The sequence below is a fragment of the Haloquadratum walsbyi C23 genome (assembly GCF_000237865.1).
Lineage (GTDB): Archaea > Halobacteriota > Halobacteria > Halobacteriales > Haloferacaceae > Haloquadratum > Haloquadratum walsbyi.
In genome coordinates this window covers 2,107,584-2,121,066 of sequence record NC_017459.1, presented here as the reverse complement: position 1 = coordinate 2,121,066, position 13,483 = coordinate 2,107,584, and the positions used below count along the sequence as shown (strand labels likewise).

Sequence of the window (13,483 nt, the reverse complement as noted above, 5' to 3'; positions counted from 1 at the left end):
TATCAGGCTTTAATGCTCGAATCAACTATGACTGTTTGTGACCAGCCGGTTTTCGCTGTTCAAGCTCAATCTCAACATGAATACTGTCCGGAAAATCCATATGTCCGACTTCACGGGCAATATGATCATTCCCATGAATTTCGAGATGGCGCGCGTAAACAGTATACTGCCATGAATTGAAGCGATTACCTGGGGCAAGTTGTCGATACTGTGGGACGACTATCTCCTTCGGTGGGTCGGCATGTGGACCTTTGCACTCAGCACCTTTTCTTTCAAGGAGTGTTTTAAGATTTGAAACCTCCTTTTCGAGCACATACCGGTCGCCGGATTGAAAACTAAGTTTTGTGATAAATGTCATCGATATACTGTCGATATAATTTGCAGCAACACTGAAAAGAACACCTATTGCGCTATTTCAGAACGCACCAGCCTGGTGATCATTGTGTCACGCATTCATACTGCCGGACCACTCTCTGAGGTTCCAACAAGCCATGTTCCATATATGAGCAGTGCAGCTCCGGGGAGAAGTGCATACGTGAACAACTCTCCGATATTTGGTAATACTGCTGGTAGCAGAAGGACTGTCCCAACAATCATAAATACTGCACCGATGAGTACTCGTCGGTTACTGAGGAATCCCATACAGAGGGAATGCGAATGAGCGAATATGGTGTTTGTGTTTTCTTAGCTTTAGAAATGTCAGTATTAATTTATATATACTCTATTTTGGGACATAAGTAGTTTCATTAATTGTCATATTTCACTCAGTGAACATCGCTGTATCTCCGGTCCAGTCACGTTCACCAGCACGCACAGGAATATCAAGCCAGTTTTCTTCTGGCGGACGTGGACACGAGAAGGCATTATTATATGCACAGAATGGGGTATATGCAAGATTGAAGTCAATTATAACTGTTGAGCCATCAGCAAGTGGCTTGTTTGGATGTAACTCAAGATATCGTCCACCAGCATATGTTTCCTGCCCAGTTGTTTTATCGCGAAATGGAACAAACAATGCTTCATCTTGATCATCTGGGCGCTGTCGATAGCCAATGAGTTGATGTGTTGTGTCTCCCCGCTCAAACTGGAATTTGGCGACACGGACATACCTGACTGTCTCACCGGTCGAGGTCTCCATTGGAACTGGCTCATAGACCACATCCTTCGATGAGTCCTGTTGTTGTCCGTTACTCTCAGTGACTGTGCTCTTTTTATTATCAGGGTCAACAGCAAGCGTCTCAGTTACTGCTGTGACACGCCATGATGGGTCCGCGTCGAAGTATGATAGCCCATCAAATGTTTCACGTGCATTATCTGAGAGTGGTGATTGTGAATGTGAATTAAAGAAATCGTCTTTTTCATCTCGGTTGGCGCGCAATTCAGCGATGTACTCGGCATGTGATAAATTATCGTTGCTCATCGGTATATTCGGTTTAATTGATCAACCCGGTAACGAGTGGCGATCGCAATCAAAAGTGATCATCTAACTAGTGGATATACGCAGGAGATGTGCCAATCAAATTGGATTCAAGATATGACATTTATACACATATATCTATATATCAAACTAATAAATTTCATATTGGACATTTTACATTTGTCGTATTTATTTCCGCGGGTTTTTCTGCGATGACGGGAATCCTCAGGTATCATGACAGACAAGAGTACCTCAACCGTGCGGTCAGTTGATAGTAATCTCTTCATTACAGTCTCCGGACCGCCCGGTTGTGGTGCGACAACCCTCTGTGATGGGCTTTCAGAGGCGCTTAATTGTGGATACGTCTCTGGTGGAGACATTTTCCGAGATCTTGCTGATGAACGAGGGATGTCGCTATCGCAACTCATTGCGAAAACCGACGAGACTGATGAGATTGACCGCGCGCTTGATCGTCGACTTCGCACAATAGCGGAAAAATGGGGTGCAGCAAACAACCCATTCATACTTGAGGCGCGTCTCGCTGGATGGCTTGCTGGTAACCGCGCAGATCTTCGTATCTGGCTTGATGCACCAGATGAAGTCCGTGTTGAGCGGACGCGTGACCGCGATGAAATGGAAGCTGAAATGCGCGTTCGAGAGGTAAGTGAGGCTGGTCGATATAAATCATATTATAATATCGATGTCACTGATCAGTCGTTCTATGACCTCTCAATTAATACTGCACGATGGGGTAAGGATGCATCGCTTGAGATGGTATTGACCGCGATTGATGAGTACGAGCCAACTGATGACGAGGGCGCATTCAAGACTGATGACGTCGCGGTATAATTGATTAACAGTATTGTCTTTTTTCCACCAGTGATATGCGCGTCATTGTCGACGGTGACATTTGAATTATACACACTATAATTATCATTTACTCACTGCATAGCCGACAATAATTTTTGAATCGATAACAAATGTATCAATAGACAATGGCTGAACTGAACCCGGTGGCGAAACAGATTGATACGATCTCTCCGGCGCCTGTTCGGTTATTTTTATCCGATGGAAGCTCAGGTGTCTTTGAGATACATAACGCCGAGTTCTTTCAAGCAGAATTCCAAGGTGAGGGACATCGCATCGATGATGAAACGCCGTATCGATTCATGACGAGCGATGATGGGGAAGAAGTCATCGCTGGGCGTCGCAGCGACTCTTCGGATGAATGGACATTTGTTGGTGAGGTGCTTCGAGTTGAAGCAGTTGACCAGAATAATACTGATGACACTCATAGCACTCCTGATAACGGAAACGAAGCTAGTACCGAATCAACAACTGAAGCAACTGATGAGATTACACTTGACCCAGAGGACATCAATGAAGTCAATACGGAAGACTGACTCACAGTAGCCCCATTTTCTATTGTGGTAAATATACTCATTTGAGCGCTTTACTCCACATCATTCACAGAGGGTATCTTTCCGGATAATGAGTGCGTCTGTATGTTACTCTGATCATTGGCTCATGAAAAATCAATTGGGGATCGTTAATTGAGTGCCTGACGAATTTGTGGGAGTTCATCACGGATTGCATCCCGTTTCAGAAGCGTGAATCCAATAAAGATGATTATGAACCCGATAACCGTCGCTATTGTCGGGATCTCACTCAAGAAAATCCACCCAGCTAAGGCTGCAAATATCGGTGCGACATATGAAACGAGGTTAATCTCAATCGCCCCCAGTTGCTCTAATAGTCGGAAGTAAATGAGAAATCCAAGCGCGCTTGCGACAACTGCGAGATATGCTAAAGCAAGGATTGCTTCCGTCGTCCACTCAATCGCAGTGAATGATTCACCCAATAAAAGACTAACACCATGCATCAGTGCTGCCCCGCCAAGCATCGACCATGCTTCCATTGTCTCGATTGGCAGGTTCGCATCAAGTCGACGTGTTAACACTGAGCCAAGTGCGAATGCAGTTGCAGCGGCGAAGATGAGTAACTTCGCAACAGCCCCGCCAGCAACAATGTTCTGCAGATCTGGCGATGAGAGCACAATAACGCCAATGAGACCAAGGACCACGCCAAAAAACCCAACAAGAGTAAGTCGCTCCGTTGGAAGGAAGACGCGAGCAAATCCAGTCGTAAGCATCGGACTCAGGCTGACAATGACCGCGGCAGCCGCAGAGGTGACTGCTGGGTCGGTTTCACCAATAAATAATAACGCATGATATCCGGCAAAAATCAGTATTGCGCCAGCGCCGACGCTTGCCCATCCTGATTGTGTTTGTGGGACCGGTTGGTCGGTTTGCGCTAATGCATATCCGAGCATGAGGATACCAGCAATATCGTATCGTAATGCTGCAAAGAGGACTGGTGGAATATACGGTAAGCCAGCCTTAATAGCCATAAATGCCGAGCCCCATGCGCCTGCAAGAATAATAAACAATCCAATTGTTCGATACCGTCTCACCGGTATTCTCATGTGGGCGACTGTCTAAACATTATGCGTTTTATTTTAGTATTTATTATCATAGATAATTGTCTATTCGATTCGATTGAGAGACTGCTTTTCATACCGCGGGCGATACCAAATGTAGCTCAACGCCAAACACTAGGCACTCACCATCCGCCACAGTTAGTTTCTGAGCAATGAAAACCAATCATAATATCACTTTTTGATTAGTTTCCCATTTTCGAGAACCGAACCGGAGTCATTCATTTTTGTTTCGACAATATATTTATGATTACTCACTCACTAAATACATTTATGGGCGCGTATGGCCGGCAAACGCTCCGTGACCTGTTTGATGACTCACCAACACCCCACATTGCTCATCCACCGCAGACACATCATCGGCATTTTTATGTTGCGACTGATGGGTCATACCGTCGTAACGGTGGCGGACTTGGTGCTGTCATTGAAACACGCGATGGAACGCGCGTTGCGCGAGTATCTGTTTCTGATGTTGCGCCGGATAACAATGTCGCTGAATATCGCGCGCTTCATCTTGGACTTGACGTTCTTGCAGCGCGTGCTCCAGCAGACATTCGTGTTGGCGTTCTTGTCGATCATGACGATCTTGCTGCAACAGTGAATGGTGAGGTTCTTGCTGCGGGGGATCCTGAGTGGCGACCTGTTGATACATGCTGTGTTCCCCCTGGAAGCGAGCACCATTGGCGAGGAATTCGCGCTCGGATTGCTGGCTTTGGATCACTTCGCGCAGCTCGTATTGATGGTCGTGAAAACCCGGCTCATCCACTAGCGAATACACCGCATGAGTACGATCATGTCAATCGTCGGAAAGAGCGGTGTATTATTCCAAACGTACCGTACACCTCAGACTGTATCAGTGTGCAACAAACATCTCCGTCGGAATCACTACACGACCAACAACGACAACGAGGACAACGACGCCAACGACGCACGCAAACAGAGTCAGCAGCATCGACACGTACAGCCACAGATAGACGGTCTTATAATACCGATAGCAATGACAGCGATGATGATATTCCACCACCATCACGTTTTGATGGATGTGGATACGCGAGTGATTAATCTGCTACAACCCGTCATCTTGTCATCCGATACTGGCTATTTCCTAGTTCACTATTCACTGATAATATTTCACTGATACCAGAGAGTATGTCTCTCACCTCATTTTGATCAAAAAAACTGGTACTGAGTCAATCTTCGTTATATGCTGAGCAGGCGCAATACCACGGCCTTTAGTACTTCATGAAACATTTTGAACCATCGGTCCTATGCAGCAGTATCAGCAGCTACTCTATGCCAAGATTTTGAATTGAATTCCTCAATAAGTTTTCAGGAGCATTACAGGCCGTGGATACGCGCCGTCACGCCCTCCAAAATCCGACTGTCGTCGCTCGATTCAAATTTCAAAATACACACGTTTAAATTACAGGCAACCACGCGATAAAACAGGAATCGGTTGGAAACAGAGCGATTCCCGCCAGTCCGACGATGGCGGCCTGTCCGCCCCAAGCAATAAGACAATCATCGGAACCAGTCTGGTGAACGGTCGGTTCCTATAATGAACCGATGCAGATGCAGTTGCAGTGCCCGACTGCTTGAAAACACCACAGAAAGTAACTCCGAGTTTGCTAACGCCTGCCGGCGTCCCTGCGGCAAAAACAACGCTTGCGCTTGGACGCCGTACATGGTCGAGAATAGGAGTAGGAGTACCGGCGGCTTGGCACCGCCAGCAGTCCAACCCGCCCCCGTCTCAGACCGCGAATAACCCTTCAGATTCGCACTGGCTGGTTGTTCGGTGGGGGTGGGAGTGTTAAACCTGAAACTCCCACCGCTCGGGATTCCTCCGCGTGAACCCGGAGGAGGATGTCAATTGCCGACCACCAGCATATTAGTCGGGTTCGTCTTCATCGTAAAGTTTTATTCTAGATTATCAATCGTTTTGTGCATCAACAACAGCAACGCCAGCTAAGTTCACGATATCTTTGACTTCGTCACCACGCTGGAGTACATGAACGGGTTTGTCCATGCCAACAAGCATCGGACCGATTGCCTCTGCACCACCAAGTCGTTGAAGTAATTTATATCCAATATTTCCGGCTTCAAGATTTGGAAAGACCAAGACATTCGCTGGTTCATCGAGGTCTGAGAAATCATATGTTTCTGTGAGAATATCCTCAATAACTGCAGTATCCGCTTGCATCTCTCCATCGACCGGGAAGTCAACTGCAGGGTCATCATGTAATGATGTAACAGCATCTTGCAGTCTCTTCGTCCCGTCGTTTTCGACACTCCCAAAGTTTGAGTATGAGAGCATTGCTGCTCGGGGCTCGATATTAAATCGACGGGCGAGACTTGCAGTATGTTTGGTAATCTCCGCGAGAACATCTGCTTCCGGTGCGAGATTGACTGTCGTGTCGGCAGCAAATACAACTTGATTTTTGAAGGTAAGAAGGTACACACCGGCGGCGTAGTCTGCCTCGGGTGCGGTTCCGATTACCTGTAATGGTGGACGAAGCGCTGATGGGTAGTGATGAGTGAGTCCAGTCAACATCGCATCAGCGTCACCCTGTTCAACCATGACACTCGCGAAATAATTACTATTGCCACTGATGAGTTCTTCTGCTTCGTTTCGAGTTACTCCTTTTCGACGACGCAGTTCATAGAGTCTATCGGTGTAATGGTCCCATGTTTCATCGCTTGGATCAACAATTTCAGGACCGAATTCGAGCCCAAGTTCACTTGCCGTGGCGACAATCTCTGATTTGTCACCAACGAGAATAGGCTGTGCAATCCCTTGTTCATGCATCTGATAGGCTGCTCGGATAATTTTCTCATCGTGTCCCTCTGCGAGTGCAACACGTTTTGGATTTGACTTTGCCTTATTCAAGACAACACGCATCATCTCGCGGGATTTTCCAAGACGGGCCTCAAGTTGCTCCTCATAGATGTCAGTATCAATATCACGCCTTGCACATCCTGACTCAATAGCCGCCTGTGCCACTGCTGGTGCGACCTCAAAAAGAACTCGGGGATCAACCGGCTTTGGAATGAGATACTCGGGACCAAACTGCAGTGGTTGCTCACCATATGCTTTCACAACAGCATCAGGGACATCTTGACGAGCAAGGTCGGCGAGTGCCTCAGCAGCAGCACGTTTCATTGTTTCGTTAATTTCAGTTGCGCGAACGTCGAGTGCTCCACGGAAAATAAACGGAAATCCAAGAACGTTGTTCACTTGATTTGGATAATCAGATCGACCTGTTGCCATGACAACGGTATCATCCCGAGCGTTTTTGGCTTCCACATATCCAATCTCGGGATCGGGGTTTGCCATTGCGAAAACAATTGGATCTGCAGCCATTGAAGCAATCATTTCTTCTGAGACAATCCCTCCGACGGACAGACCAACAAAAACATCTGCTCCCTCCATCGCCTCTGCAAGCGTTTCGGCAGGAACATCTGCTGCGAACTCTGATTTATATCTATTGAGCGACTCACGGTCGGAGCTAATCACACCGCTTGAGTCACACATAATAATATTCTCTTTTTTCGCACCAAGTGAAAGATAAAATCGCGCCGTCGAAATTGCTGAGGCGCCAGCACCTGAAAAGACAATATTCAATTCAGACAGATCCTTACCGACAATATCAGCAGCGTTCAATAACGCAGCGCCTGAGATAATTGCCGTTCCATGTTGATCATCATGGAATACCGGAATGTCCATTTCTTCTCGAAGCTGTGATTCGATTTCAAAGCATTCGGGTGCTTTGATATCCTCAAGATTTATTCCACCAAATGTCGGTTCCATTGCACTGACTGAATTGATGATATCTGTTGGGTCTGCCAGATCAAGTTCGAGATCAAATACATCAATATCAGCAAACCGTTTGAACAGTACACCTTTACCTTCCATCACTGGCTTTGATGCTTGTGCACCGATATCGCCAAGTCCAAGCACAGCACTCCCATTTGAGACGACAGCAACAAGATTTCCTTTTGCAGTGTATTCGTACCCGCGGGTGGAATCCTCAGCAATATCCCGACATGGCGCCGCTACCCCGGGTGAATATGCAAGAGACAGATCACGCTGTGTGTTTGTCGGCTTTGTCGTTGAAATCTCAAGTTTGCCAGATGGGTCTTCGCGATGATAATCACGCGCGTCATCTTCTAATCCCATATTCGCCGGACGAAGCCAGGATTCAAAAAGGTGACTGTCGAAGCGTATTTCGACAGATAACGAACAATATACTCAAAAATGAGTGATTTCTCTCAAATAGCGAAATCCCTGAAGAGTTAACTCGCATCAAGCACTTTATGTTGGTCAATTCCAAACGAACTTTGACAGGAGGTAACACGCTGCGTTGGCCAGTTATCAGTCGTTGAGACCACTTCTATGGTATCATCGATAAGCAATGCTGTATCTTCTGATTTTGCCCGGTGAACAGTTGGGTTATACGCGTATGCGAGTGGTGACTCAATTTTTTCGTTACTGTCAGGCGTTGCTATCCACTCTCGACCCATGAATCCCGTTGCACCCCCCTGGTGGTGTTGGCGCCATTCGTCTGACTCTCCAAGTGTCTCATATGCGTCACTGATGGCATCAAATACATCAGCTGCAGTTCCATCATTCCGTGCTGCTTCTCGAGTCGCATCCAGTGCTGTTACCTCAACACGCATCGCCATGTCATGATGTTCACGAAGTCTCCTCAGTATTGATTCCTCAAACGCTACTGTTCGCGTTGCACTCACATGACGTCCGTTTCGCTCTGCTGTCACTGATATCGTCACACATGAGTCAATTGTCGCCATTGTTGGGATAAAATGTCGACATGTTGATACACGGTCACACTTCCCAACAAGAATAACGGGTGTGTTGATACCACGTGCAGCATGTGTAGCGTTGAGTGCTGCTGCCACCTCCTGTTCTGTATCACCTGGCTCAATCTCTTTTGCCACCCGCTCAATCGTGATTGCGACTTCATGGGATACCTCTTGATACGGTTGTATGTCGCTCGCTGCAAGCGGTCGGCGGAGTTGATCCCCCGCGGTCTGTTTGGCACCTGGTAAATCAAAGTCCGCTACACTCGCTGTTGGTGTGTACATGGCGACAGCAGCATTGAGTGATTGTTCGTACCACTCATAAGATATGACTGTGAATTCATCGGGAAGTTCCTCTGCACGGAGTCTCTCTGCCTCAATGTTGGTGGTGATACAGACGAATCCATCATTTCGTGTATATCCAGCAGCGGCAACACCGATCGAGGCAGTATGATCGACAACATTACTCCCACCTGTTATCCATGTGAAATTTTGTGGACGTGCAAACCAGACGGCATCGATTGATTCAGTATTAAGAAACGCCTCAATTCTGTCTTGACGATGGTTGAGTTGATCCGTGTTCATACAATCATCATTGGTGCATCTGTTTGAAATATATCGGTTATTTGTGGTAGGAAGGAAGAGAGTCAGCGTGTCGAACGGGGATTGTACGTTCGTGACGAACACGATGATGCGTTCACCGCTGATGTGAATGGGGCGGAAAACATCCGTCTCGAGATTACCGACGAAAGTAACTCTGAGTCTTCACCTGATTTGGGTGGGCATAGGAGTGCCGGTTGGTTGGCACAGCACGGAGTCTCCCTTCAGGTTGTCCAGCGGATTCCAACCGCAGGAACAAGTGGTAGACTGCAAACCCTACCCTAATATCCCAACTGCGGTCGGGAATCCTCGCCGTTCAGGGCGGAGAGGATGTCAACTAGGTCAGCTGAGTGATCAAAAAAGATATATCAATAACAACAGCACCAGCACCAGCACCAGCACAACAGCGAGTCGCACATCATCAATGATCGATGGCTTAATTACCGCTGTATATCAGGAGCGAAAGAGCAATTCAAGTAACTGCAGTTCACACATCCGCGCATGAGCATTGACATACGGCTTCGCCGGCTTATCGCCGCATCAACGCTTCTCACAGGAGTGTTGATGGTGCTTGGCGTCTACACTGCGGCCGCGGGTGCTGGATTAACATGTGCGGGTCGGTGGCCGTTTTGTGACGGCTATCTTGGCCTTTTCCCAGCAAATTGGAGCAGTTTCATCGAATGGTTCCATCGATTCGTTGCGATGATAACTGGAATTATTATTCTTGGGACAACCGTGACAGCATGGCGACGCAGGATTGAGCGACGCATCCGAATTGCGCTTGCTGGGTCAACAGTGTTGTTACCATCACAAATTATCCTTGGAGCACTGACCGTCACGACGTATGAGTGGGTAATCTTAACAGCACACTTTCTTACGGCTTCATTGATCTTCACCGGAGTTGTGCTTGCGACCGTTTGGAGTCAACCTGTGATTAATCGATCTACTCTCTTCCGAATCGGAACACTCGCGATGGTTGCCACTCCAATTCTTATATTGCTGACACCTCATGCGTTTATCATATTTGACCCAACTGTTCAGTCAGTCTACTATGCAGTTGGACTGATGATCTATACAGCAGTTATTACCATCGGAGCATGGGCACCCAGTGTGGTTAATGACTCCAATTCGGCATGGCGTGTGCGCATGACAGCCAGCCTTGCGGCGGCGACAATGATTGGGTTACTTATTATCGGACGACAGGTCTATGCCGGTATGCTGCAGTATCTTTCGATGGGAGGCAGTTTGTTTATTCTTGCCCTCACTATTGGTGCGGTCGTGACCCTTCGAAGAAAAGATACACATCCACCTTCCCGCGGTATTCCTGGTGGTGACTGACCACAGATACACTCATAGTGTCAGGTAGTGATATTTATTTTTTGATATAACAATCAGACCCGTGTATGTTAACGTTAGTATTGAGTTGTTCATCGACTGTTCGAGAGATTGTATATAAGTGTGGGCTCGAATTGAATTGTTATCTGCTGAACCGATGCTTTGTTATAGTCCTGGAAAATATCGAACGGTAGTATGGACCGACGTAGTTACATAAAATCTGGCGCTGGTGTTATTGCTGGCGGCCTTATTGCGGGATGTACAGGATCAGATTCTGAATCAGAGTCAACGGCTACTGCTGACTCTTCAGCCGGGACAGATACACCTACTGATACAGTATCAGACACAGAAACCGCAACTGCAGAGTCAGTCGTTCCCTCAAATGTTGTTATTGGCTCCGATATCCCATATCGACCGTTCGAGTATGAGACAACGAGCGGCGAATTGACTGGATTTGATGTTGACATTGCGCAAGCAGTATTTGAAGATCAACTTGGTGTCAATTATGAGTTCAAACCAACAAGCTTCGATTCGATTATTCCATCGTTAAATAACGGTAACTTCCGAATTATCATGTCGGCAATGACAATCAATGATACCCGCGATGAGAAGGTTGATTTTTCCGATCCGTATTTCACGGCGTATCAAACCATCATTGTTCGAGCAGATAGTTCAATTAGCTCACGCGGAGATCTTGAGGGTACTGTTGTCGGTGTTCAAAAGGGCACAACTGGTGCAAACGCTGCAGAGGAACTTCAATCCGAGTTTGATGGAAATATTGAATTAAACCGATATGATCAGATTCCTGCCGCATTTCAGGCTCTTAAAAACGGTCAGGTCAGCGCAGTGATCAATGATAATACAGTGAATGCCGAATTTGCCAGTCAAGAAGACAATATTGAGTTTATCGAAGGTGAGGGTGCTGCAGTTGAAGCCGGTCAAGATGCGCCCCCATATCTAACCCTGACTGTCGAAAATTATGGTATTGCATTCCGAGAAGATGATAGCGAATTCCTTGAGCGCGTAAATGAGGCGCTTGCGACGATTAAGAATAACGGCACATACGACGAAATCTACTCAGAGTACTTCTCAGGGTAATAGACAAACGTTGACTTGTCGGTTCGTTAGACATAATTTACGACACACACTCGAATTCACCACATACGTTCTTGTTGCTATTCAATAATGGCTGATTCATACTCAGGCGCGACTTCAGACACAGAGACAGATACGGATGCACAAACAGTTGTTGCAGATGATCGATTTTTCGATGATACTGTCCTTAGACGCGTTGGTGTTGCAGTATCGAGTCTCTTCGCACTCGGTATTATTCTGTTACTCACGTATATCCTTACATCACAGATTAGTTATGGACTAATCCCAACAATCCTCCCGCAATTCATTGGCGCATATGGACTTGTGCTCGGGATTGTTGTCGCCAGCAGTGTGCTCTCTGTTACTGCAGGCATTTTTGTTGGATTGGCTCGTGTCTCAAAAACAAATATCACTCGAGGAATTTCAGCAGCATACGTTCAGTTCTTTCGCGGAACACCACTATTATTTCAGATTTTTGTGATTTATTTCGGTATCCCAACCCTCTGGCCAGGAACGTTTCCAATCCAGGGGTGGGGACTTCCAACAGCGATACTTTCACTGACGCTCAATCATGCCGCGTATGTTGGTGAAGCAGTTCGTGGCGGTATTGGTGCGGTACCAGACGGTCAAATGGAGGCTGCGCGGTCACTCGGCATGGGATATGTCCAAGCGATGCGTGAGGTTGTTATCCCACAAGCATGGCGAAACGCGCTTGCAGCTATTGGTAATGATCAGATTATCTTAGTAAAAGATACGTCGTTACTCACTGTCATTGCAATTCCGGAACTTATCCAACAGTTCCGCGATGTCAATAGTGCAACATTTGATCCATGGACACCGCTCTTACTAGTGGCAATTGCTTATCTTTCAATCACTGTTCCGATGGGGCGACTTGTTGAGTATCTTGAAACACGTGCTGACTGGGGTGGTGATACGAATGAATAATGCCGTATTGCAGTTTGATGACATTGATAAATACTTTGGAAAAACGCACGTCTTGAAGGATATTACACTGAATATTGACACCAGCGAAGTCTGTGTCATTGTTGGTCCCTCTGGTTCAGGAAAATCAACCTTACTTCGATGTGCCAATCGGCTTGAGGAAATCCAAAATGGTGAGATACGGCTTGATGGACAATCAATCTCAGCAGTGGATGCTGACGTCAACCGACTTCGCCAGCGGATCGGAATGGTGTTTCAATCATTCAATTTGTTCCCTCATAAGACGGCACTCGAAAATATCACTCTCGCACCACGAAAGGTAAAAAACATTCCTGATAAGGAGGCAACACAGCGCGCTGAGAATTTACTTGATGAAGTTGGTCTACTTGAGCAATCATCATCATATCCAAATCAGTTATCTGGTGGGCAGAAACAGCGTGTCGCGATTGCTCGTGCGCTTGCGATGGAGCCGAAAATAATGCTTTTTGACGAGGTGACAAGCGCGCTTGATCCGGAACTTGTTGGAGAGGTACTTGGTGTAATGCGGGATCTCGCGGGTGATGGGATGACAATGATGGTTGTTACTCATGAAATGGGATTCGCTCGCGAGGTTGGCGATCGTGTTGTGCTGATGGCTGATGGTCGAATTGTCGAGAGTGCTTCCCCGACATCATTCTTTGAAAACCCATCAACAACGCGCGGAAAACAATTCCTCTCTAAATTGTTGTAGTCTCTCTTTCCGTGCGATTCAGTCTATCAATACTCGCTTATCGATAGAT

General features: G+C 46.8%; 13 protein-coding genes and 1 pseudogene. 8 read left to right on the top strand and 6 right to left on the bottom strand.

The features are described 5' to 3' along the window. Positions 1 to 25 precede the first annotated feature (25 nt). The 3 genes from HQRW_RS09310 to HQRW_RS09300 all read right to left on the bottom strand — a co-directional run bounded on the left by HQRW_RS09310 (position 26) and on the right by HQRW_RS09300 (position 1,420). On the bottom strand, positions 26 to 358 hold the full coding sequence (locus HQRW_RS09310) for an uS10/mL48 family ribosomal protein (protein ID WP_014556391.1): 333 nt from the start codon (positions 356 to 358) through the stop codon (positions 26 to 28). Between the two features lie 95 nt (positions 359 to 453). Then, on the bottom strand, positions 454 to 642 hold the full coding sequence (locus HQRW_RS09305) for a hypothetical protein (RefSeq protein ID WP_014556390.1): 189 nt from the start codon (positions 640 to 642) through the stop codon (positions 454 to 456). Positions 643 to 760: 118 nt separating this feature from the next. Next, the gene (locus HQRW_RS09300; protein WP_014556389.1) at positions 761 to 1,420 is read right to left on the bottom strand and encodes a DUF1684 domain-containing protein; all 660 of its coding nucleotides are present in this window, start codon (positions 1,418 to 1,420) and stop codon (positions 761 to 763) included. Positions 1,421 to 1,651: 231 nt separating this feature from the next. Here HQRW_RS09300 and cmk point away from each other — a divergent pair, with 231 nt between their 5' ends. Next, positions 1,652 to 2,266 carry a (d)CMP kinase gene (gene cmk, locus HQRW_RS09295; RefSeq protein WP_014556388.1) on the top strand — a complete coding sequence of 205 codons (615 nt, stop codon included), beginning with the start codon at positions 1,652 to 1,654 and terminating at the stop codon, positions 2,264 to 2,266. Positions 2,267 to 2,412: 146 nt separating this feature from the next. Further along, positions 2,413 to 2,820 (top strand): hypothetical protein, encoded by a 408-nt coding sequence (locus tag HQRW_RS09290; RefSeq protein WP_014556387.1) that lies wholly within the window; start codon positions 2,413 to 2,415, stop codon positions 2,818 to 2,820. A gap of 146 nt (positions 2,821 to 2,966) precedes the next feature. On the opposite strand, the gene HQRW_RS09285 is transcribed toward HQRW_RS09290, so the two are convergent. After that, complete coding sequence (locus tag HQRW_RS09285; RefSeq protein WP_049891920.1) at positions 2,967 to 3,890, bottom strand: DMT family transporter; 924 nt, start codon at positions 3,888 to 3,890, stop codon at positions 2,967 to 2,969. A gap of 297 nt (positions 3,891 to 4,187) precedes the next feature. Between HQRW_RS09285 and HQRW_RS09280 the strand changes: the two genes are divergently transcribed. Continuing rightward, complete coding sequence (locus HQRW_RS09280; RefSeq protein ID WP_014556385.1) at positions 4,188 to 4,976, top strand: ribonuclease H family protein; 789 nt, start codon at positions 4,188 to 4,190, stop codon at positions 4,974 to 4,976. A gap of 868 nt (positions 4,977 to 5,844) precedes the next feature. Here the strand turns inward: HQRW_RS09280 and HQRW_RS09275 are convergent. After that, positions 5,845 to 8,091: an NADP-dependent malic enzyme gene (locus HQRW_RS09275; protein ID WP_014556384.1), complete on the bottom strand. Its 2,247-nt coding sequence runs from the start codon at positions 8,089 to 8,091 to the stop codon at positions 5,845 to 5,847. 116 nt (positions 8,092 to 8,207) lie between these two features. Then, complete coding sequence (locus HQRW_RS09270; protein ID WP_014556383.1) at positions 8,208 to 9,317, bottom strand: M24 family metallopeptidase; 1,110 nt, start codon at positions 9,315 to 9,317, stop codon at positions 8,208 to 8,210. A 39-nt stretch (positions 9,318 to 9,356) separates the two neighbouring features. Between HQRW_RS09270 and HQRW_RS15595 the strand changes: the two are divergent. The 5 genes and pseudogenes from HQRW_RS15595 to HQRW_RS09250 all read left to right on the top strand — a co-directional run. After that, positions 9,357 to 9,609 (top strand): annotated as a pseudogene (locus HQRW_RS15595) (RNA-guided endonuclease InsQ/TnpB family protein); the annotation flags it as partial. A gap of 224 nt (positions 9,610 to 9,833) precedes the next feature. After that, positions 9,834 to 10,670, top strand: coding sequence for a COX15/CtaA family protein (locus tag HQRW_RS09265; RefSeq protein ID WP_014556382.1), 837 nt, complete (start codon positions 9,834 to 9,836; stop codon positions 10,668 to 10,670). 192 nt (positions 10,671 to 10,862) lie between these two features. Then, positions 10,863 to 11,765 carry a basic amino acid ABC transporter substrate-binding protein gene (locus tag HQRW_RS09260; RefSeq protein ID WP_014556381.1) on the top strand — a complete coding sequence of 301 codons (903 nt, stop codon included), beginning with the start codon at positions 10,863 to 10,865 and terminating at the stop codon, positions 11,763 to 11,765. 87 nt (positions 11,766 to 11,852) lie between these two features. After that, a complete protein-coding gene (locus HQRW_RS09255) occupies positions 11,853 to 12,707 on the top strand; it encodes an amino acid ABC transporter permease (protein ID WP_011571954.1) in 855 nt (284 codons plus the stop codon). Next, the gene (locus HQRW_RS09250; RefSeq protein ID WP_014556380.1) at positions 12,700 to 13,434 is read left to right on the top strand and encodes an amino acid ABC transporter ATP-binding protein; all 735 of its coding nucleotides are present in this window, start codon (positions 12,700 to 12,702) and stop codon (positions 13,432 to 13,434) included. The genes HQRW_RS09255 and HQRW_RS09250 overlap by 8 nt, the downstream gene beginning before the upstream one ends. Positions 13,435 to 13,483 lie beyond the last annotated feature (49 nt).